Below are 21110 nucleotides of genomic sequence, written 5' to 3'. Positions count from 1 at the left end.
GGGCTTAGTCTTCGCCCCTGGCTTCGGCCGCTTCGGCTGCTTTGGCTGCTTCGGCGTCGCTGGCCGCGCGCGCGTCCCGGGCCGCTTGTTCCTCGGCGCGGCGGCGCGCTTTGCGCTTGCCGGTGCCGGCGATATACGTCAATGTGCCCAGCGGCAGCACGCAATAGAACAAAAACGTTACAATTCCCGCAACGACGGTGGGCTCGGTGAGCGCCATCAGTCCCACGACGTAAATCCAAGCAATCGCAACGATCAGCATAAAGAGTTCAGCATAAAGAGTTCAGCATAGAGCAGTCCAGGTAAAGATATTTAAACTATTTTTAGGGAATCAAACATGAATGTGCCCGATCCTCAAGCCATTGCCAACGCCTGGATGTCGCAGATGAGCGACCCAGCCCAGTGGCAATCCTGGTTCAGCAAGCTCCCCGCCCCGGACGCCAATCCGCTGGCCGCCATCATGCAGGACGCCGGCGCCACCGTGCAACCGCAGGCCATGGAACAATTGAAGAACCAATATCTGGAAGACTTCGGCGCGTTGTGGCAGGACTTCTTGGCCGGCAAGACCCCGGCGCTGCAAGACCGCCGTTTCAGCTCGCCTGCCTGGCAGGGCAATCCGATGTCGTCGTTTAATGCGGCATCATACCTGCTCAACGCCAAATTCCTGACCGCGATGGTCGATACCGTCGAGACCAACCGCCATCAAAAACAAAAGATCCGCTTTGCCGTGCAGCAGCTCGTCGACGCCATGTCGCCGGCCAATTTCCTCGCCACCAATCCGGAAGCGCAAGAGAAGCTGATCGAAACCAAGGGCGAGAGCCTGACCAAGGGCCTGGCCAACATGCTGGCCGATATGAACAAGGGCCATATTTCGCTGTCCGACGAAAGCGCGTTCGAGGTCGGGCGCAACCTGGCGATGACGCCGGGCACGGTGATCTACGAGAACCCGCTGTTCCAGCTGATCCAGTACACGCCGACCACGGCCACTGTGCACCAGCGGCCGTTGCTGATGGTGCCGCCATGCATCAACAAGTTCTACATCCTCGACCTGCAGCCGGAGAACTCGCTGGTGCGTTACGCGGTCGAGCAGGGCAATACCGTGTTCATGATTTCCTGGGTCAACGCCGACAAGTCGATCGAAGGCACCACCTGGGACGATTACATCGAAAAGGGCGTGATCGAGGCGATCCGCGTGACGCGCGAGGTCAGCGGGCAGGACAAGTTGAACCTGTTCGGTTTCTGCATCGGCGGCACCCTGGTGTCGACGGCGCTGTCGGTGCTGGCCGCGCGCGGCGACAATCCGGCGGCCAGCCTTACCCTGCTGACGTCGCTGCTGGACTTCAGCGACACCGGCGTGCTCGACGTCTTTATCGACGAGACCCAGGTGTCGATGCGCGAGCAGCAAATCAAGGACGGCGGCTTGATGCTGGGCCGCGACCTGGCCAGTACCTTCTCCAGCCTGCGTCCTAATGACCTGGTGTGGAATTACGTGCAGTCGAACTATCTGAAGGGCAACGAGCCGCCGCCGTTCGACCTGCTGTACTGGAACTCGGACAGCACCAATTTGCCGGGGCCGATGTTCTGCTATTACCTGCGCAATATGTATCTGGAGAACCGCCTGCGCGAGCCCGGCAAGCTGACGGTGGGAGGCGCCACGGTCGACCTGTCCGCCATCGACGCGCCCGTGTTCGTCTACGGCTCGCGCGAGGATCACATCGTGCCGTGGACGTCGGCGTTCGGGTCGATGAACCTGCTCAACCCGGGCAAGCCCAAGGCCAACCGCTTCGTGCTGGGCGCCTCGGGCCACATCGCCGGCGTGATCAATTCGCCGGCCAAGAACAAGCGCAGCTACTGGACCAACGACAAGCCGGTCGGCCGCGCCGCCGCCAAGCCGCAGGATCCGGAAGCATGGTTCGCCGGCGCGACGGAAACGCCTGGCAGCTGGTGGCCGGAGTGGGCCGGCTTCCTCGCCGAGCACGGCGGCAAGGATGTCAAGCCCAAGGCCAAGCCGGGCAACGCCGATTACAAGGCCATCGAGCCGGCGCCCGGGCGTTACGTCAAGGTTAAGGGATAAGGTTTGGAGGGGAAGGGGCTTGCTTTCCAGCTTATAAAATTAGTTGCGTTGCAATAAAAGCCAAAAGTTATATCAGTTAGTGCAGGATATGCTTTTTCCCCTCTATAATAGGATGGTAGGTTAGTCGGAAAGCGGACCTCAAGTTCGCTTTTTTTTCGAATTGTTAGAGGACGCGCTGCGGCGCAATAAACGGACTTGTGATGAGTAGTGCGAAAAAAAATGCTGAACGCCTGATCAAGAAATACCCGAACCGCCGTCTGTATGACACGCAGACCAGTTCCTACATCACGCTGACGGACGTCAAGCAGCTGGTGCTGGACAACGAGGAATTCACGGTCGTCGATGCCAAGAGCAACGAGGACTTGAGCCGCAGCATTCTGCTGCAGATTATTCTGGAAGAAGAGGCGAGTGGCGCGCCGATGTTCTCCAGCGACGTGCTGGCCCAGATCATCCGCTTCTACGGCCACGCGATGCAGGGCATGATGGGTTCCTATCTGGAGAAGAACGTCCAGGCGTTCACCGACATCCAGCGTAAATTCACCGGCACCACGGTCGGCGGCCTGGAAGGCAAGCCCTTCAGCCCGGAGATGTGGACCCAGTTCATGAACGTCCAGGGCCCGATGATGCAGGGCATGATGAACAACTACATCGACCAGAGCAAGAGCTTGTTCGTGCAGATGCAGGAGCAGATGCAAAACCAGAGCAAGAATATCTTTGGGACGTTCCCGTTCGTGCCGGGCGTTCCGCCGACGACGGACAAAAAGTAATTTCGTTACGTTTACGGCCATCAGGCGGGTAACGTGGCGTCGCGGGCGGAGCGTGGCCGATTACGGCGTTCCGCCTAATCCGCCCTACGTGCCTCCACAGTTGGCTTGAGTCGATGATCCACTCCGGAGACACGTAGGGCGGATTAGCGCAGCGTAATCGGCCAGGCTCCGCCAACACCGTCACCACACCCCTCTGTAGCAAAGCTACAAAAATCCCAGATTCCCGTTGACACCCGAATTTCATCGGTAGTACTATCGACAATATAGTGTGGAAGCGCTTCCACTCATAATCAAAACAAAGGGAGTCGCCGTGGTATTGGAAGCATCCGTCACACTGGAACAAAGTTTTTCCCCGCCGGCCGACTCGGTCCTGTGGCGCAAGGATTTCCTGCTGGGCGCCGCCACCGCCGCCTACCAGATCGAAGGCGCCATCGCCGAAGACGGCCGCATCCCCTCGATCTGGGACACCTTCTCCGCCACACCGGGCAAGACCCTGGCAGGCGACACCGGCGACGTCGCCTGCGACCACTACCACCGCTGGCGATCGGACGTCGAACTGCTCGCCGACCTGAATGTCGACGCCTACCGCCTCTCGATCTCCTGGCCGCGCGTGATGACCCAAGACGGCCAACCCAACCCGAAAGGCATCGCCTTCTACCGCGACCTGCTGACGGCGCTGCGCGCCAAGGGCCTGAAAACCTGGGTCACCCTGTACCACTGGGATCTGCCGCAGCACCTGGAAGACAAGGGCGGCTGGGTCGACCGCGACACCGCCTACCGCTTCGCCGAATACGCCGACATGATCAGCCGCGAGCTGGCCGGCCTGGTGGACGCCTGGGCCACGCTCAACGAGCCATGGTGCTCGGCGATGCACGGCTACGGCACCGGCCACCACGCGCCCGGCAAGACCGACGTGGTATTCGCCACGCAGGCGATGCACCACCTGCTGCTCGGCCACGGGCTGGCGGTGGCGCACCTGCGGGCCAACGATCCGGGCGCGCAGGTGGGCATCGTCGCCAACGTCGGTCGCGGCACGACCACCGGAAGCGGCGCCGCCGACCAGCGCGCGGCCTGGCTGTTCGAACTTCAGCACAACAACTGGATACTCGATCCGCTGCTGAAAAAATCATATCCGTCGGCGTTGTGGGAGCTGTGGCCGGGCGCCCAGCCGATGACCCTGGACGGCGACATGGACATCATCGGCACGCCACTCGATTTCCTGGGTATTAACTACTACTTCCGCACCAATGTCGTCAGCGACGGCAAGCACGGTTACACGGAAGTGGACCTGGAAGGCGTGGAACGCACGCAGATGGGTTGGGAAGTGCATCCGGATGGCCTGCGCCACCTGCTGGAGGGCTTCCACCGCGAGTATACGAACCTGCCACCGATTTATATCACCGAGAACGGCATGGCCTCGGACGATAAAGTGGTGGACGGCGAAGTCGATGACCGCGGCCGCATCTCGTTCCTGAACCGTCACCTGGCGGCGGTCGACCAGGCGGTGAAGGCGGGCGTCGATGTCCGTGGTTACTTTATCTGGTCGTTGATGGACAATTTTGAATGGGCCTTCGGTTATGAGCGCCGATTCGGTATCATCCACGTGGATTACGCCACCCAGCAACGCACGCTGAAGCGCAGCGCGAAGCTGGTGGCGCAATTCCTGGCGTTGCGGGCGGCGGTGGATTGAGCGGCGCCCTGACCCGCAAGGCCGGGCGGGGTCGGACCCTGCGGGTCCGACCCCCTGCATGCCGCCGTGCGGGTTGAAACTAAAAAAATGGGCGCACGACGCCCACAGGAGACAGAATGAAGAAGGCGATAAAAATGGCCGGCGCCACCGCGCTTGCCCTGGCCGGATGCGGCGCGTTCGCGCAGGGCGTACCCGCAGCGGCACCGGCGGCCGGTGCGCCGCTCAAGGCCACCGTGATCCACTGGTGGACCTCCGGCGGCGAGTCGCAGGCCGTCAAGCAGTTCGCCGACGCCTATAACAAGGCCGGCGGCCAGTGGATCGACCAGGCGGTCGCCGGGGCCGAGCAGGCGCGAGCCACCACCATCAACCGCATCGTCGGCGGAAACGCGCCGACGGCCGCGCAGTTCAACACCTCCAGGCAGTTCCGCGATTTCGTCGAGCAGGGCTTGCTGAACAACGTCGACGACGTCGCCATCGCCGGCAAATGGGACCAGATCATGCCGGCCTCAATTCTTGCAGCGATCAAGATCGACGGCCATTTCTACGCCGCGCCGGTGGACATCCATATGCCGGCGTGGTTCTTCTACTCGAAGGCCGCCTATAAAAAAGCCGGCATCGCGGCCGAGCCGCAAACCTACGATGAGTTCCTCGCGCAACTGGCCAAGCTGAAGGCCGCCGGCCTGGTGCCACTGGCCTTCGGCGGCCAGGTGTGGCAGGAGAAGATCACTTTCGACGCCATCTTCGCGATGGTCGGCGGCGCCGACCTGTATCTGAAGGTGTACCGCGACCGCGACCAGAAGGCGGTGATGTCGCCCGCCTTCAAGCAGGTACTGGTCGATTTCAAGAAGCTCAAGGCCTTCGTCGATGCGGGATCGCCGGGCCGCAACTGGAACGACGCCACCGCCATGGTCGTCAGCGGCAAGGCCGGCGTGCAAATCATGGGCGACTGGGCCAAGGGCGAGTTTTCGTCGGCCAAGCAGGTCGCCGGCAAGGACTTCGGCTGCTTCCCGGGCTTCGGCCCCAAGGCGCCGTATATCGTCGCCGGCGACGCCTTCGTCTTCCCCAAGACCAGCAACGCCGCCACCATCAAGGCACAAAAGCTGCTGGCCACCGTGGTCACGTCGCCGGCGGCGCAGGTGGCCTTCAGCTCGCGCAAGGGCGCGATTCCGATCCGTGGCGACGTCGATGAATCGTCGCTCGACATCTGCGCGCGCCAGGGGCTGGCGATCATCCGAGACAAGAGCCGCCAGCTGCCAAACTCCGAAATGCTGGCCACGCCGGACACCACCGGCGCGCTGCAGGACGTGTTGACCAACTACTGGAACAAGAACCAGTCGGCCGACGATGCGCAAAAAGCCTTCGCCCGCGCGCTGAAGGACGAATAGGCCATGACCGCCGCCCTTGTAAAGAAACGCCAAAGCGTCTCGGTCGCCGCCTACATCGCGCTGATTCCGATGGCGTTGACGGTGCTGCTGGCCTACCTGGGCACGATGCTGTGGACGGCGCGCGTTTCCGTCAGCAGCTCGCGCACCTTCCCCAACAGCGATTTCGTCGGCGCCTCGCAGTACATCCGCCTGTTTAACAACGAGCGTTGGCTGCTGTCGCTGCAAAACGTCGTCGTCTACGGCGTGCTGTTCATCGCCGCCTGCCTGATCATCGGCTTCCTGCTGGCGGTGTTCATCGACCAGAAGGTGATGGCCGAGGGCGCGCTGCGTACCATCTTCCTGTATCCATACGCGATGTCGTTCGTGGCCACGGGCCTGATCTGGCAGTGGATACTCAATCCGGAACTGGGCATCCAGGAGGTGCTGCGCAAGCTGGGGTTCACGGAGGCGAAATTCGACTGGATCGTCGACCAGGACATGGCGATCTACACCATCGTCATCGCGACCGTGTGGCAGGCCTCGGGGCTGGTGATGGCGCTGATGCTGTCCGGCCTGCGCGGCATCGACGAGGAATTGTGGAAGGCCGCCCGCATCGACGGCATTCCGCGCTGGCGCGTGTATGTGAGCATCGTGCTGCCGATGCTGGGGCCATCGGTGTCCACCGCTTTCGTGCTGCTGTTCGTGATGGTGGTGAAGGTGTTCGACTCGGTTGTCGCCATGACGCAGGGCGGGCCCGGCACGGCCAGCGAGGTGCCGGCGAAGTTCATCATGGATTATCTGTTCGGCCGCGCCAATATCGGCTTGGCTTCCGCCGCATCAATCGTGCTGTTGGCCACCGTGCTCGCCATTGTCGCGCCGCTGTATTACGTGCGCAGCCGCCGCGCCGACAAGGGGATGTGATGGGATATGTCGTGAAACAGGAGAAGGCCGTCATCGCCGTGGCCGAGGCGCCGGGCATGGCCGCCAATGACAGCGGCGTCGCCACGGCGCCCGCGTCCGTGGCGGCCAGACGCAGGAAGCTGGCATGGACCCCGGCGCGCGCCGGGGTCTACGCATTCCTGATCGTGGCGGCGCTGTTCTTCCTGCTGCCCCTATATGTGATGCTGGTGACGTCGGTCAAGCCGATGGAGGAGATCCGACTCGGCACCTTGTTCGCGCTGCCGGTCAACCTCACGCTGGAACCGTGGGTGCAGGCCTGGCGGTCCGCCTGCACCGGTCTGGAATGCGAGGGCATACGCGGCGGTTTCTGGAACTCGGTCGCCATCGTGGTGCCGAGCACCATCCTGTCGATCGCGATCGGCGCCGTCAACGGCTACGCGCTGTCGTTCTGGCGCCCGCGCGGCGCCGGCGTGCTGTTCGCGATCCTGATGATGGGCGCCTTCATCCCGGTGCAGGTGATGGTGTATCCGCTGGTGCGGGTGCTGGCGGCGGTCGATCTGTTCAGCTCTTTGCCCGGCATCGTCTTGATCCACACGATCTTCGGCATGCCGGTCATGACGCTGCTGTTCCGTAATTACTACGCGGCGCTGCCGATGGAGTTGTTCAAGGCGGCGCGCATCGACGGCGGCGGCTTCTGGCGCATCTTCCTGCAACTGATGCTGCCGATGTCGACGCCGGTGATCGTGGTGGCCGTTATCATGCAGGTCACCGGTATCTGGAACGACTTCCTGCTTGGACTGGTGTTCGCCGGCTCGGAGCATCTGCCGATGACGGTCCAACTCAATAACATCATCAACACGACCACCGGCGAGCGGCTGTACAACGTCAACATGGCGGCGACCATATTGACTTCGGTCGTGCCGCTGGCGCTGTACTTTATTTCGGGCCGCTGGTTTGTGCGCGGTATCGCCTCCGGCGCGGTCAAGGGTTAAGAGCCAAGGGAATTTCATGTCTAATGTAGCGATACGCAATCTGCAAATTGAACTGGGCGGCACCAAGGTCATCGAATCGCTCAACCTCGACGTCAAGGCCGGCGAGTTCGTGGTGCTGCTCGGGCCTTCCGGTTGCGGCAAGTCGACGCTGTTGCACAGCATCGCGGGCTTGATCGACACCACCTCCGGCCAGATCGAAATTGGCGGCAAGGACATGACCTGGGCCGATCCCAAGGATCGCGGCATCGCGCTGGTGTTCCAGTCCTACGCGCTGTATCCGACCATGAACGTCGAGAACAATATGTCGTTCGGCCTGCGCATCAGCGGCACGCCCAAGGCGGAGATCGCGCGGCGGGTGTCGCGCGCCTCCGACATGCTGCAGCTCGGGCCTCTGCTCAAGCGCAAGCCGGCCAACCTGTCCGGCGGCCAGCGGCAGCGCGTGGCCATCGGCCGCGCCATCGTGCGCGAGGCCGACGTGATGCTGTTCGACGAGCCACTGTCCAATCTGGACGCCAAGCTGCGCACCGAGCTGCGGCGCGAACTCAAACAGCTGCACAAGCAGCTGGGCGCGACGATGATCTATGTGACCCACGACCAGGTCGAGGCGATGACCCTGGCGCAGCGCATGGCGGTGATGAAGGGCGGGGTGGTGCAGCAGTTCGACACGCCCGCCAACATCTACAACGAGCCGGCCAACCTGTTCGTCGCCACCTTCCTCGGTTCGCCCGGCATGAACCTGTTCCGGGGGCGGCTGGAGCAGCATGGCGGCCGCACCTTGTTCCGCAACGAGCACCTGGCCGTCGATGTGACGGACTATCCATTCGGCCAGCCGCCGGTCGGCACGCGCGACTGCGTGCTGGGCGTGCGGCCGGAGGACATCGATGTCGGCAACACAGACGGCGCCGAGACGGTTGTCGGCGCCAAGGTGTCGCTGGTGGAGGCCATGGGCGCGCACCGCGTGTTGTGGCTGGACTTCCACGGCACCCAGATCGCCGGCATCGTGCAGGACCAGCAGACGATCGATAGCGACAAGGACGTCGGCTTCTCGATCCGTACCAAACGACTTTCCCTGTTTGACGGAGCCAGCGAACAGCGGCTCTAAGACGGCAATCGCCGCGTAGCGCAGCGTAGTACTTCGGGCTAGGCCACTGCGGCATGGCCCGCCGCATCCCTGCGCGCTGCGGTGGAACCGGTTCCACTCGTGCGTATTCGCCGGCAGAGCGATGCACGGCCACTCAACCGATGGAAGAAGTGAGGAAGACGAAAATGAAGAAAACGATACTGGCGCTGAGCATCGCGCAAATAGCGCAACTGGCGCTGACCGGCGGCGCGGCGATGGCGCAGCAGGCCGCGTCCACGGCACAACCTGGGGCGGCCAACGGCGGCGATATGGAGAAAATCATCGTCACCGCGACCCGCCGCGACACCCTGGTGCAGGACACGCCGCTGGCCATCACCGCCTACACCCAGGACACGCTGGCCAACAACCAGGTCAAGGACTTGGCGTCGATGACGGCGATGGTGCCGAGCCTCGTCGTCGAACCGCACAGCGACTCGGGCGGCGTGCACGTGTACATGCGCGGGGTCGGCTCGGCCAACCACACGGAGCTGGGCGACCCGGCGGTGGCGTTCTATGTGGATGGCATCTACGTGGCGCGTCCGCAGGGCGCGACGGCGCTGATGTATGACCTGAGCCACGTCGAGGTGGCGCGCGGACCGCAAGGCACGCTCAATGGCCGCAATTCGACCGCCGGTGCCGTCAACCTTATCTCCGGCGCGCCAAATCCGAACAAGATGTTCGGCTCGGCCAGCATCACGGTGGGCGACTATCACCGCATCCAGACCCAGGGCATGATCAACATTCCGCTGAGCGACGATATCGCGCTGCGCATCGCCGCCATCCAGGACCGGCGCGACGGCTACGTCGATTTCCGCAAGGGCTCCAACGTGGCGCCGGGCACGCGCAAATACGGCGCCGGCGACCAGAAGGGCGCGCGCGCCTCGCTGCTGTGGCGCTTCACGCCGGACCTGAAGGCGACCTTCATCGCCGACTACTACAGCGACACCGGCGCCGGCAACATCTATCTGGCGGCAGAACCGGCGCCCGGGCAGGACCTGCGCTCCGCGCTGATCGACACCCCCGGCGCGCTCGATCAATCGATCATCACCGGCAAGGCCAAGGTGCAGTGGCGGCCGTTCGACGGCGTCGAGACGCAGTACCTGGGTTCCTGGAGCCGTTTGAAGCGCACCAACGCCAGCGACGCCGATGCCGGCTTCTACCCGGGCTTCAAGGCCGAGAACCGCACCGAATGGGGCCAGTTCGACAGCCTGTCGAACGAGCTGCAGGTGCGTTCCGATTCGGAGTCCGCGCTGCAATGGGTGGGCGGCCTGTTCTTCTTCAAGGAGAAGAACAAGATCCGCTTCGACATCGACCGCAGCCAGATTTCGCAGGCGATGCTGGAGCAGGACATCGCCAGCGGCAACGTGATTTTCGTGCAGCCGACCGTGGGCCAGTACGCGTCGGCCATGTCCTTCATTCAGGGCGACCGCCAGCTGCATTCGAAGGCCGCCTTCGCACAGGCCAGCTACGACATCGATCCGCTGTGGAAGCTGACCGCCGGCGCGCGTTACACCAAGGACCATAAGTACGATATCGGCGGCCAGAATTGGGCCTGTCCGAACTGGCCGGACAACCCGCCGCGCGGCACCGTCAACCTGACGCCGGGCCAGATCGCGCAATTGGTCACGCCGGGCACGGGTACCATCAACACCCACAACATCGGGCCGGGCGGGGTGGTCAACCAGTCCACCTGCGGCAACACCTACGGCGACAACACGGCCGACCTGGCGTACGGCCAAGCCACGTGGCTGGGCCGCGTGGAATACAAGGTCACCAAGGACATCCTGACCTTCGCCTCGGTGACGACCGGCTTCCATTCGCCGGCCATCGGCGACGGCGGCGCCACCACCAAGCCGGAAAAGCTGACCAGCTACGAGATCGGCTTCAAGTCCGACCTGTTCGACCGCAAGCTGACGCTTAACCTGGACGCGTTCTGGATGACCTACAAGGACAAGCTGGAATCGCAGGTGGTCAACAACACGCTGCAGAACTTCAACGCGGCCGGGGCCTCGGTCAAGGGCGTCGAGGCGGAGTGGAACTTCCGTCCGACCAGCGTCGATCGCTTCAGCGGCAACGCCACCTGGCTCAAGGCGCGCTACGACGACTTCCTGTCGTGCGACGTCGACGCCGCGCGCGCCAATGGCCAGTCCTGCGGCACCACCGCGCCCACCGTCAACGTCGGCGGCAGCGTGCTGAAACACGCGCCGACCTTCGCCACCACCTTGATGTACGAGCGCGATTTCGACATCGGCAAGGGACGCCTCACGCCGCGTGTGTCGGCCCACTACGAGACCGAGTCGTTCGTCGGTTCCGGCGCCTTCAACAACGATGTGCCGGGCCATCCCGGCGTCAAGCAGCAGCAGGCTTACACCACCCTGGATCTGAGCTTGCGCTTCGAGCCGCGCGACAAGGCTTACACGGCCGAGCTGTTCGTCAACAACGCCACCGACAAGGAAGTCAAATACGACGCGGTGGAAGTTTGCACCCAAGTCGGCGCGCCGTGCCAGCCAACGCAGCAAATCTGGGCGGCGTACTACAACAACCCGCGCACGATAGGCGCGCGGGTGTCGATGAAGTTCTAACGCAGGTGATTTAACACAGGGGAGTCTCCGTGGTCTTGGGCCGGCAGCGATGCCGGCCTTTTTTTGCGCTGTTACGCATCGTTACATAAAACTGTCCAACCGCCTGCCGTGGCAAGGGGTTTTCCTGAAGCATTTAACGTTTCCTTAACGACGGCTTCAGTAGACTCCGGGTTTTCCACTCCGAAGACCAGCGTGGCCTCCACAGAAACCCTTTCACCGCCTGGCGCCGCGCCGACGTTCCTGCCCTTCTCGCGACCGACGATCGACGAGGCCACCATCGCCGCCGTCGGCGAGGTACTGCGTTCCGGCTGGATCACCAGCGGCCCCAAAGTACGCGAGTTCGAGGAGCGCCTGTCCGCATATTTTGGCGGTCGGCCCGTATTGACCTTCAACTCCGGCACCTGCACCATGGAGATCGCCCTGCGCGTGGCCGGCGTCGGCCCCGGCGACGAAGTGATCACCACGCCGATCTCGTGGCCGGCCACCGCCAACGTCATCCTCGCCGTGGGCGCGACGCCGGTGTTCGCCGACATCGATCCGGCCACCCGCAACATCGATCTCGATCGACTTGAAGCCGCCATCACGCCGCGCACGCGCGCGCTGATCCCGGTGCATTTATCCGGCCTGCCGGTGGACATGGAGCGCCTGCACGCCATCGCCGCGCGCCATGGGCTGCGTGTGGTGGAGGACGCGGCGCAAGCCTTCGGCTCGACCTGGCATGGCAGGCGGATCGGCGCCTTCGGCGACCTGGTGTCGTTCAGTTTTCAAGCCAACAAAAACCTGACGACGGGCGAGGGCGGTTGCCTGGTGCTCAACGACGCCGCCGAGGCGGCGCTGGCCGCGAAGTACCGCTTGCAGGGCGTCATGCGCAGCGGCGTCGATGGCATCGATGTCGATGTCCTTGGCGGCAAATATAATATGAGCGACATCATGGCGGCCATCGGCCTGGGCCAGTTCGCCAACATTGAGGCCGTTACCGCGCACCGGCGCGCGCTGGCGCGCCATTACTTCGACAGCTTCGGCGACGGCTTCGAGGCGGCCACCGGCGCGCGCCTGCCGCTGGCCGATTTCGACCACAGTAATTGGCATCTGTTCCAGATCATCCTGCCGGACCGGGGACCGTCCACCCGCGCCGACTTCATGGAGGCGATGGCGCGGCGCGGGATCGGCACCGGCTTCCACTACGCGCCGATTCATTTATTCAGCCTGTATCGCGCGCGCGGCTTCGCCGAGGGGATGTTTCCGGTCGCCGAGCGGATCGGCCGCCTGACCGTGACCCTGCCGATGTTTTATGCGATGACGAGCGGCGATGTCGAACGCGTGGTCGCCGCCGTCAACGCGATCCTGGCCCGACCGGAGTTCGCCCGATGACGCCGGAGCGCTTGGCGGGCGGAGACGCGAGGCTGGACGAGGCGCTGGCACGGCAAACGCCGGCGCACGCCGCCGAGCCGTGGCACGAATCGAGGCTGCTGCATTGGCTGCTGCTGGCCGGCTTCATCCTGGCCACCTTATACGCGCTCGGTGTGCGCACCCTGGTGCCGCCCGACGAGGGCCGCTACGCGGAAATCGGACGCGAAATGTTCGCCAGCGGCGACTGGATCACCACCCGTTTGAACGGCATCAAGTACTTTGAGAAGCCCCCGCTGCAGGCATGGTTCAACGCGCTGACGTTCACCGCGTTCGGCCTGGGCGAATGGCAGGCCCGCTTGTGGACCGGCTTGTGCGGCATCCTCGGCGTGGTCATGACCGCCAGGGCCGGAAGCGTGGTGTTTTCGCGCCGCGTCGGCGTGTACGCGGGCCTGGTGCTGGCGTCGAGCCTGTTCTGGCTGGCGGCGGGCCAGATCAATTCGCTCGACATGAGCCTGGCCGGCATGATGACCCTGAGCCTGGCCAGCGTACTCATCGCCCAGCGCGACGCCGCCGGCGACGCCGAACGGCGCGCCTGGATGCTGGCCGCCTGGGCCGCCATGGCGCTGGCGGTGCTGGCCAAGGGACTGGTCGGCATCGTCCTGCCCGGCGCGGTGCTGGTGCTCTACAGCGTGGCTGCGCGCGACCTCGCCATCTGGCGCCGTCTGCACACCGGCAAAGGGTTGGTGGTGTTTTTCGCGATCGCCGCGCCGTGGTTCATCCTGGTCGGCCTGCGCAACCCGGAGCAGCCGCACTTTTTCTTCATCCACGAACATTTCGAGCGCTTCCTGACCACCGGCCATCGGCGCGAGGGCGCCTGGTGGTACTTCGTTCCGCTGCTGCTGCCGGGTGTGCTGCCTTGGCTGGGGCTGTTGCCCCAAGGTCTGGCGGCCGGTGTCAAACGCCGGCCGGGCCGGTTCCAGCCACGTTTGCTGCTGCTGATCTGGGTGGTGTTCATCTTCGTTTTTTTCAGCAGTTCGAGCTCCAAGCTGCCCGGCTACATCGTCCCGGTGTTCCCGGCGCTGGCGCTGCTCATGGCGGTCCATCTGGAGGCTGCGGGGCGCCGTTCGCTGCTGTGGGCGGCCGGCCTGCCAGCCCTGCTGGGGGCGCTGCTGCTGGTCGGCGTGGCGGTCGCCGTGGCAAAGGGACACGGCGGCGCCCAGTTGCGCGAATACCAGCCATGGCTGTTGTGCGCCGGCGCCATCCTGCTGGCCGGTGGCGCGGCCGCCTGGCGCGCCGCATGGACCTCGCGGCGCGACCTGGCGGTGTTGGCGATGGCCGTCGCGGGTTTCGTCGCTACCCATCTGGTCGTCGCCGGCTTCGAGGTCTATGGCAAGGAGCGCGCCGGCACCGGCGTGCTGCCGGCGATGCGCGCCGAGCTCACTCCGCAAACCAGGCTGTACTCGGTCGGCGGCTACGAGCAATCGCTGACCTTTTATCTTGAACGGCCGGTGACGCTGGTCGACTACGCCGACGAGTTCACGTTCGGCCTGGCGCAGGAGCCGGGACTGGCGCTGCGCCATGTCGATGATTTCGTCGCCCAATGGCGGCGCGACGCCACCGCCGACGTGCCGGCCATGGCCATCATCGGCCCGCTGCCGTATGCCGGGCTGCTGGCGCGCGGCGTGCCGATGCGCGTGGTGGCGCAAGACCGGCGCCGGCTAGTGATATCCAACCAGTTGTCGAAGGGAAGGCCATGAGTGTCTCCAGTGTTTTACCGTTGTCCGCCGGCGCGGCGGCGCGCCCCGAATTGTCGATCGTGATACCGGTGTATAACGAGCAAGAGGCTTTGCCGCGCCTGTTCGAACGCCTGTATCCGGCGCTCGACGCGCTCGGCAGCAGTTACGAGATCGTGTTCGTCAACGACGGCAGCCGCGACGCGTCGGTGGCGCTGCTGGCCGACCAGTTCCGCCGGCGTCCGGAAGTCACGCGGGTGGTGCTATTCAACGGCAATTACGGCCAGCATATGGCCATCCTGGCCGGCTTCCAGTCCTCGCGCGGGCAGATCATGGTCACGCTCGACGCCGACCTGCAAAACCCGCCCGAGGAAATCGGCAAGCTGGTCGACAAGATCCGCGAAGGACACGACTACGTCGGCTCGATCCGGCGCGTGCGCCGCGACACGGCCTGGCGCACCCTGGCGTCGAAGGCGATGAACCGTCTGCGCGAGCGCATCACGCACGTGCGCATCACCGACCAGGGCAATATGCTGCGCGCTTACGGCCGCAATCTCATCGACCTGATCAACCAGTGCGCCGAGGTCAATACCTTCGTGCCGGCGCTGGCCTACACCTTCTCGCGCAATCCGACCGAGGTGGTGGTCGAGCACGAGGAGCGCGCGGCCGGCGAATCCAAGTATTCGCTCTATAGCCTGATCCGGCTCAATTTCGACCTGGTGACCGGCTTCTCGCTGATTCCGCTGCAGATGTTTTCGATGCTGGGCATGGCGTTGTCCGGCGCGTCCGGCCTGCTGGTGCTCGGGCTGGTGGGGCGCCGCGTGCTGCTGGGGGCCGAAGCCGAAGGCGTGTTCACCCTGTTCGCGCTGGTGTTTTTTCTGATGGGGGTGATCCTGTTCGGCATTGGCCTGCTGGGCGAGTACATCGGCCGCATCTACCAGCAGGTGCGCGCGCGGCCGCGCTACGTGGTGCAAACGATTCTGCAGGAGCCTTCCGCGTTCGACGAGCAGCCGGCGGCGGACGCCGCGCCGCCGGAAAAGCGCGGGGTGGGGCGGTGACGGCGCGCGCCGTGGTGTTCGCCTACCACGAGGTCGGCGTGCGCTGCCTGCGGGTGCTGCTGGCCGGCGGCGTGGACGTCGCGCTCGTGGTTACGCACGACGACGATCCGGCCGAGAACATTTGGTACGGCTCGGTGCGGGCGGTGTGCCGCGAACACGGCATCGCTACCGCAGTACACGCCGATCCCGCCGATCCGGCGCTGCTGGCCGCCGTGCGCGCGGCCCGGCCGGATTTCCTGTTCAGTTTTTACTACCGCCATATGCTGCCGGCCGCCGTGCTGGCGGTGGCGCCGGCCTACAACATGCATGGCTCGCTGCTGCCGAAGTTTCGCGGCCGCGCGCCGGTCAACTGGGCCGTGCTGCATGGCGCCGACCGCACCGGCGCCACCTTGCACGAGATGACCGTCAAGCCTGACGCCGGCGCCATCGTGGCGCAGACGGCGGTGCCCATCCTGCCCGACGACACCGCGTTCGAAGTGTTCGCCAAGGTCACCGTGGCGGCCGAGCAGACTTTGTGGGGCGTGCTGCCGGCGCTGCTGGCGGGCGATGCGCCGCGCCGCCGCAACGACCTGCGGCAGGGCAGCTACTTCGGCGCGCGCACGGCGGCCGACGGCCGCATCGACTGGCGCGCCGACGCGCAAACCGTCTACAACCTGTACCGCGCTGTGGCGCCGCCTTATCCCGGCGCCCACACGGAGGTGGGCGGCGTGTGCCTGACACTGGCGCGGGCGCGCTTGCTGCCGGGAGGTCTAACGTCCGGTATGGCCTCCGGCCTGGCAGTGCTCGACGGCGGGATCGTCGGCGTGTGCGGCGACGGCCGCATGCTCGCCATCTCCTCCTTGCTGGACGGCGCGGCCGAAGTATCGCCACAACAGTTACAAACCATGCTGGCCAGTTCGGCGGCGCAGATCGACATCACCCGAGTAAAACCATGAAAAAAGTCCTCATCCTTGGCGTCAACGGCTTTATCGGCCATCACCTGTCCAAGCGCATCCTCGAAACCACCGACTGGGAGGTGTTCGGCATGGACATGCACACCGACCGCATCACGGCATTGCTGGAGAACCCGGCCTACAAGTCGCGCATGCATTTCTACGAGGGTGACATCACGATCAACAAGGAGTGGATCGAATACCACGTCAAGAAATGCGACGTGATCGTGCCGCTGGTGGCCATCGCCACGCCGTCGACGTACGTCAAGGAACCCTTGCGCGTGTTCGAACTCGATTTCGAGGCCAACCTGCCGATCGTGCGCTCGGCCGCCAAATACGGCAAGCACCTGGTGTTCCCGTCGACGTCGGAGGTGTACGGCATGTGTCACGACGAGGAATTCGATCCTGAACACTCCGAACTGGTGTGCGGCCCGATCAACAAGCCGCGCTGGATCTATTCCAACGCCAAGCAGCTGATGGACCGGGTGATCTGGGGCTACGGCATGGAGGGCCTGAACTTCACGCTGTTCCGGCCCTTCAACTGGATCGGCGCGGGACTCGATTCGATCCACACCGCCAAGGAGGGCTCGTCGCGGGTGGTGACGCAGTTCTTCGGCCACATCGTGCGCGGCGAGGCCATCTCGCTGGTCGACGGCGGCGCGCAGAAACGCGCCTTCACCTACATCGACGATGGCATCGACGCACTGGTGCGCATCATCGCCAACGTCGACGGCGTCGCCAGTGGAAAAATCTACAACATCGGCAATCCGGTCAACAATTATTCGATCCGGGAGCTGGCCCACATGATGATGGCGCTGGCCGCCGACTATCCGGAGTACGCGGAAGCGGCGCGGCGCGTGAAGATCGTCGAGACCACGTCCGGCGCCTACTACGGCGAGGGTTACCAGGACGTGCAGAACCGCGTGCCGAAGATCACCAACACCAGCGCGGACCTGGGCTGGAAGCCGGTCACCGGCATGGCCGACGCGCTGCGGCGCATCTTCGACGCCTATCGCGGCCAGGTCGCGCAGGCGCAGGCGTTGATCGACTGATGGCGGCCATTCCACCGCTGTTGACGCTCAAGATTGACGTCGACACTTATCGCGGCACCCGTCTGGGCGTGGGTAACCTGGTGCGTATGCTGCGCGCACACGGGGCCAAGGCCACCTTCCTGTTTTCGCTTGGCCCGGATCATACCGGCTGGGCGCTGCGGCGTGCGCTGCGACCCGGTTTTTTCAACAAGGTCGCGCGCACGTCGGTGGTGGAGCACTACGGCTTGAAGACGCTGATGTACGGCACCTTGCTGCCCGGTCCCGACATCGGCCGGCGCTGCGCGGCGCAGCTGCGCGCGGTGCGCGACGCCGGTTTCGAATGCGGCATCCACACCTGGGACCACGTGCGCTGGCAGGACAACGTGGCCGCGCGCGGCGCCGACTGGACGCGCGAGATGATGCGCAAGGCCGCGCGCCGCTATGTCGACGTGTTCGGCGTGGCCACGCGCACGCACGGCGCGGCCGGCTGGCAGATGAACGCCGCCGCCTTCGCCGAACACGAGGCGGCCGGCTACCGCTACGTCTCGGACGGGCGCGCGGCGCTGGACGACCGGGGCGCGCTGCGCGACCCGGCCAGCGGACCGCACCGGGTGGTGGACGGCGCCCGTTTGATCGACTGCGTCCAGTTGCCCACGACGCTGCCCACGCTCGACGAACTGCTCGGGCGCGCGATCGACGGCAGGACGATCACGGCGGACAACGTCGCGGCGCACCTGTTGTCGCTGACCGCAGGCGCCCCGCGCGACCATGTCTACACGCTGCACGCCGAATTGGAGGGACAAAAGCTGGCGCCGGTGTTCGAGCAGTTGCTGCTCGGCTGGCGCGCGCAGGGCTACCGGTTCGGCGCAATGGCCGACTACTACGAAAAAGTCCGGCACGGGCCGCTGCCGACGTCGCCGCTGGGCTGGGGCGAGCTGCCCGGACGGTCCGGGCGCGTGATCATGCAGGACGGGGCGCCGTAGCGTGGCCTTTCCTTCCGTTTATTTTGAGGAGTATCCAATGTCGCAATTTCTCGATTCGTTCCAACCAAGCGGGGCGCCGGCATGAAAATCACCATCATCGGAACGGGCTACGTCGGCCTGGTGACGGGCGCCTGCCTGGCCGAACTGGGCAACGATGTCGTCTGCCTGGACCTCGACGCGGGCAAGATCGCGCTGCTCAACGGCGGCGGCATGCCGATCCACGAACCGGGGCTGGAAGAGATCGTCGAACGCAACCGCGACGCCGGACGGCTGCACTTTAGTACCGACGTCGCCGCCGCCGTGGAGCACGGCGACTTGCAGTTCATCGCGGTAGGCACGCCGGGCGACGAGGACGGCGCCGCCGACCTGCGGCACGTGCTGGCCGCCGCGCGCGCGATCGGTCGCCACATGCGCGGCTTCAAGGTGGTGGTCGACAAGTCGACCGTGCCGGTCGGCACCGGCGAGCGCGTGGCCGCCGTGCTGCGCGAGGAGCTGGGCAGGCGCGCGTCCGATGCCGCTTTCTCGGTCGTCTCCAACCCCGAGTTCCTCAAGGAGGGCGCGGCGGTCGAGGATTTCATGCGGCCCGACCGCATCGTCATCGGCTGCGACGGCACGCCCGACGGCGAGCGCGCGCGTGACCTGCTGCGCGCGCTCTACAAGCCTTTCAACCGCAATCACGAACGCACCCACTGGATGGATGTGCGCTCGGCGGAGTTCACCAAATATGCCGCCAACGCCATGCTGGCCACGCGCATCTCGTTGATGAACGAACTGGCCAACCTGGCCGATTGCGTCGGCGTCGATATCGAGGCGGTGCGGCGCGGCATCGGCTCCGATCCGCGTATCGGCCACGGCTTCCTGTACGCCGGCGCCGGCTACGGCGGCTCGTGCTTTCCCAAGGACGTGCGGGCGCTCGCGCGCACCGCCGGGCGCTTCGGCCAGGAGCTGTTGATCCTGCGCGCGGTGGAGGCGGTCAATGAGCACCAGCAGCAGCTGCTGGGCCGCAAGATCCTCGGGTGCTACGGCGACGATCTGGACGGCATGCATTTCGCGGTGTGGGGACTGGCGTTCAAACCGAACACCGACGACATGCGGGAGGCGCCGGCGCGCGTGCTGCTGCGCCAGTTGCTGCGCGCGGGCGCGACCGTGGCCGTGTACGACCCGGTCGCGATGGCCGAGGCCGCGCGGACGTTGGCGCTGGATCTGCGCGCCGATGAACTGGCACGGGTACGCTTCGCCGCCGCGCCGCTCGACGCCCTGGCCGGCGCCGACGCGCTGGCGATCGTCACCGAGTGGAAGGCGTTTCGAAGCCCCGATTTCGGCAAGATCAAGGCGGCGCTGAAACAGCCGGTCATCTTCGATGGGCGCAATCTGTTCGAGCCGGAGGCGATGGACGCGTACGGATTCGAGTACCACGGCATCGGGCGCGGCTCCCGGCTCGCCAAGGTTCAGGCGCGGTTGGCGACCGAGCCGCGCTTCGACACGGTGACAGGAAAATCGCGCGCGATGGCGTGCTTGGTGCCGTAGCATTGATTGAGTAGCCAGCGCACGGCGTTCTGGGTCAGCTGCTGCATCGGTATGTGCACCGACGTCAAGCCGGGCGACGAGTATTCGGCCGAATAGTCGTCATCGTAGCCGACGATGGAGACCTCGTCCGGGACGTTGATGCCGGCGCGGTGGAAGGCCGCCATCGCGCCGACCGCCATCTCGTCGTTGGCGCAGAACAGGCCGGTGAACCGATGGCTTTCCTCGCCGGCGCGGCGCGCCTCGATCAGGCGACGCGTGGCGCTGAAACCGCCTTCACGGGAGAAATCCGATTCGATCAGTTGCACAGCGAAGCGCCCGATGCCATGGCGCTCCAGCTCTTCGAAGAAGCCCTCGATGCGGGCCTGGTTGTCCGAAGTGCCGGCCGGGCCGGAGATCACAGCCAGTTGGCGGTGCCCGGCGTCGAACAGGGTGCGCGCCGCCAGCGCGCCGCCGTGGCGGTGGTCGGGACAGAACGAGGCTTCCTCCAGCTGCGCGTTGTGGCGGTTGAGGAAAGCCAGCTTGGGATGCATTTTGCGCAACGCCAGCATGTCCTCGTCGTGCAGGTCGTGCCCCAGCACGACGATGCCGTCGCAATCGCGGCCGATCAGGAACTTGACCGCTTCGATCGCCTCGTCGCGCGGCGTGCCGTCGCCGCAGCCGGTGGCCACCACCACGTGGCGGCGCACGGCGCGCAGTTCGATGTCGGTCTGTTTGAGGATGGTGCCGTAGTACGCGCCGAAGAACGACGGCACGTAGATGCCGATGATGCCCAGCGACTGCGCAGACAGCGAGCGGCCGATGGAGGAGGGGCGAAAGTTGAGCTGCTCGATCGCCGCCTGGACCTTCTTCATCGACTCGGCGGACACCGGACCGGCGCCCGAAATGGCGCGCGATGCCGTCGACATGCCCACACCGGCCAGCATTGCGACGTCTTTCAGCGTTGCCACGTGTTCTCCCGAGCTTAGTCAATGTATATTGGTGAAGCGCTATCCTAGCATGATCTCCCTATG

Annotated in this window: 17 protein-coding genes; 15 read left to right on the top strand and 2 right to left on the bottom strand. The window is 65.0% G+C overall.

All coding sequences use genetic code 11. From position 1 onward, the window contains the following. Positions 1–4 precede the first annotated feature (4 nt). Positions 5–259: a hypothetical protein gene (locus NHH88_20385; GenBank protein ID USX12048.1), complete on the bottom strand. Its 255-nt coding sequence runs from the start codon at positions 257–259 to the stop codon at positions 5–7. A 75-nt stretch (positions 260–334) separates the two neighbouring features. On the opposite strand from NHH88_20385, the gene phaC reads away from it, so the two are divergent. The 15 genes from phaC to NHH88_20310 all read left to right on the top strand — a co-directional run bounded on the left by phaC (position 335) and on the right by NHH88_20310 (position 20100). Next, positions 335–2071, top strand: coding sequence for a class I poly(R)-hydroxyalkanoic acid synthase (phaC, locus tag NHH88_20380; GenBank protein ID USX12047.1), 1737 nt, complete (start codon positions 335–337; stop codon positions 2069–2071). Between the two features lie 200 nt (positions 2072–2271). After that, on the top strand, positions 2272–2838 hold the full coding sequence (gene phaR / locus NHH88_20375) for a polyhydroxyalkanoate synthesis repressor PhaR (GenBank protein USX12046.1): 567 nt from the start codon (positions 2272–2274) through the stop codon (positions 2836–2838). A 310-nt stretch (positions 2839–3148) separates the two neighbouring features. Further along, entirely contained in the window at positions 3149–4528 is a 1380-nt protein-coding gene (locus NHH88_20370; GenBank protein USX12045.1) for a GH1 family beta-glucosidase, read from the top strand. Positions 4529–4644: 116 nt separating this feature from the next. Further along, on the top strand, positions 4645–5913 hold the full coding sequence (locus NHH88_20365) for an ABC transporter substrate-binding protein (GenBank protein USX12044.1): 1269 nt from the start codon (positions 4645–4647) through the stop codon (positions 5911–5913). Positions 5914–5916: 3 nt separating this feature from the next. After that, on the top strand, positions 5917–6813 hold the full coding sequence (locus NHH88_20360) for a sugar ABC transporter permease (GenBank protein ID USX12043.1): 897 nt from the start codon (positions 5917–5919) through the stop codon (positions 6811–6813). 56 nt (positions 6814–6869) lie between these two features. Continuing rightward, positions 6870–7784, top strand: a complete 915-nt coding sequence (locus NHH88_20355; protein USX17390.1) for a carbohydrate ABC transporter permease — start codon at positions 6870–6872, stop codon at positions 7782–7784. Between the two features lie 16 nt (positions 7785–7800). After that, positions 7801–8886 carry an ABC transporter ATP-binding protein gene (locus NHH88_20350; GenBank protein USX12042.1) on the top strand — a complete coding sequence of 362 codons (1086 nt, stop codon included), beginning with the start codon at positions 7801–7803 and terminating at the stop codon, positions 8884–8886. A 164-nt stretch (positions 8887–9050) separates the two neighbouring features. Continuing rightward, the gene (locus NHH88_20345; GenBank protein USX12041.1) at positions 9051–11486 is read left to right on the top strand and encodes a TonB-dependent receptor; all 2436 of its coding nucleotides are present in this window, start codon (positions 9051–9053) and stop codon (positions 11484–11486) included. Positions 11487–11678: 192 nt separating this feature from the next. Then, entirely contained in the window at positions 11679–12857 is a 1179-nt protein-coding gene (locus tag NHH88_20340) for a DegT/DnrJ/EryC1/StrS aminotransferase family protein (protein ID USX12040.1), read from the top strand. Next, positions 12854–14593 (top strand): glycosyltransferase family 39 protein, encoded by a 1740-nt coding sequence (locus tag NHH88_20335; GenBank protein ID USX12039.1) that lies wholly within the window; start codon positions 12854–12856, stop codon positions 14591–14593. The genes NHH88_20340 and NHH88_20335 overlap by 4 nt, the downstream gene beginning before the upstream one ends. Then, on the top strand, positions 14590–15627 hold the full coding sequence (locus NHH88_20330) for a glycosyltransferase (GenBank protein ID USX12038.1): 1038 nt from the start codon (positions 14590–14592) through the stop codon (positions 15625–15627). Before NHH88_20335 ends, NHH88_20330 begins: the two co-directional genes overlap by 4 nt. After that, positions 15624–16562 (top strand): formyltransferase, encoded by a 939-nt coding sequence (locus NHH88_20325; protein ID USX12037.1) that lies wholly within the window; start codon positions 15624–15626, stop codon positions 16560–16562. Before NHH88_20330 ends, NHH88_20325 begins: the two co-directional genes overlap by 4 nt. Further along, a complete protein-coding gene (locus NHH88_20320; GenBank protein USX12036.1) occupies positions 16559–17611 on the top strand; it encodes a bifunctional UDP-4-keto-pentose/UDP-xylose synthase in 1053 nt (350 codons plus the stop codon). The genes NHH88_20325 and NHH88_20320 overlap by 4 nt, the downstream gene beginning before the upstream one ends. After that, a complete protein-coding gene (locus NHH88_20315) occupies positions 17611–18573 on the top strand; it encodes a polysaccharide deacetylase family protein (protein USX12035.1) in 963 nt (320 codons plus the stop codon). Before NHH88_20320 ends, NHH88_20315 begins: the two co-directional genes overlap by 1 nt. Positions 18574–18654: 81 nt before the next feature. Continuing rightward, positions 18655–20100: a UDP-glucose/GDP-mannose dehydrogenase family protein gene (locus NHH88_20310; GenBank protein ID USX12034.1), complete on the top strand. Its 1446-nt coding sequence runs from the start codon at positions 18655–18657 to the stop codon at positions 20098–20100. Here NHH88_20310 and NHH88_20305 read toward each other — a convergent pair. Next, positions 20022–21047 carry a LacI family DNA-binding transcriptional regulator gene (locus NHH88_20305; GenBank protein USX12033.1) on the bottom strand — a complete coding sequence of 342 codons (1026 nt, stop codon included), beginning with the start codon at positions 21045–21047 and terminating at the stop codon, positions 20022–20024. The two genes, NHH88_20310 and NHH88_20305, sit on opposite strands and share 79 nt — an antisense overlap. Between the last annotated feature and the right edge of the window lie 63 nt (positions 21048–21110).

Source organism: Oxalobacteraceae bacterium OTU3CAMAD1, assembly GCA_024123915.1.
GTDB lineage: Bacteria > Pseudomonadota > Gammaproteobacteria > Burkholderiales > Burkholderiaceae_D > Rugamonas.
The sequence above is the reverse complement of the archived record's forward strand: the minus strand, read 5'-3'. Positions and strand labels throughout refer to the sequence as shown.

Coding starts and splice junctions, on each gene's coding strand:
- phaC (USX12047.1), top strand. CDS start 335: ATGAATGTGCCCGATCCTCAAGCCATTGCCAACGCCTGGATGTCGCAG.
- NHH88_20355 (USX17390.1), top strand. CDS start 6,870: ATGGCCGCCAATGACAGCGGCGTCGCCACGGCGCCCGCGTCCGTGGCG.
- NHH88_20345 (USX12041.1), top strand. CDS start 9,051: ATGAAGAAAACGATACTGGCGCTGAGCATCGCGCAAATAGCGCAACTG.
- phaR (USX12046.1), top strand. CDS start 2,272: ATGAGTAGTGCGAAAAAAAATGCTGAACGCCTGATCAAGAAATACCCG.
- NHH88_20360 (USX12043.1), top strand. CDS start 5,917: ATGACCGCCGCCCTTGTAAAGAAACGCCAAAGCGTCTCGGTCGCCGCC.
- NHH88_20365 (USX12044.1), top strand. CDS start 4,645: ATGAAGAAGGCGATAAAAATGGCCGGCGCCACCGCGCTTGCCCTGGCC.
- NHH88_20385 (USX12048.1), bottom strand. CDS start 259: ATGCTGATCGTTGCGATTGCTTGGATTTACGTCGTGGGACTGATGGCG.
- NHH88_20330 (USX12038.1), top strand. CDS start 14,590: ATGAGTGTCTCCAGTGTTTTACCGTTGTCCGCCGGCGCGGCGGCGCGC.
- NHH88_20310 (USX12034.1), top strand. CDS start 18,655: ATGAAAATCACCATCATCGGAACGGGCTACGTCGGCCTGGTGACGGGC.
- NHH88_20315 (USX12035.1), top strand. CDS start 17,611: ATGGCGGCCATTCCACCGCTGTTGACGCTCAAGATTGACGTCGACACT.
- NHH88_20320 (USX12036.1), top strand. CDS start 16,559: ATGAAAAAAGTCCTCATCCTTGGCGTCAACGGCTTTATCGGCCATCAC.
- NHH88_20335 (USX12039.1), top strand. CDS start 12,854: ATGACGCCGGAGCGCTTGGCGGGCGGAGACGCGAGGCTGGACGAGGCG.
- NHH88_20350 (USX12042.1), top strand. CDS start 7,801: ATGTCTAATGTAGCGATACGCAATCTGCAAATTGAACTGGGCGGCACC.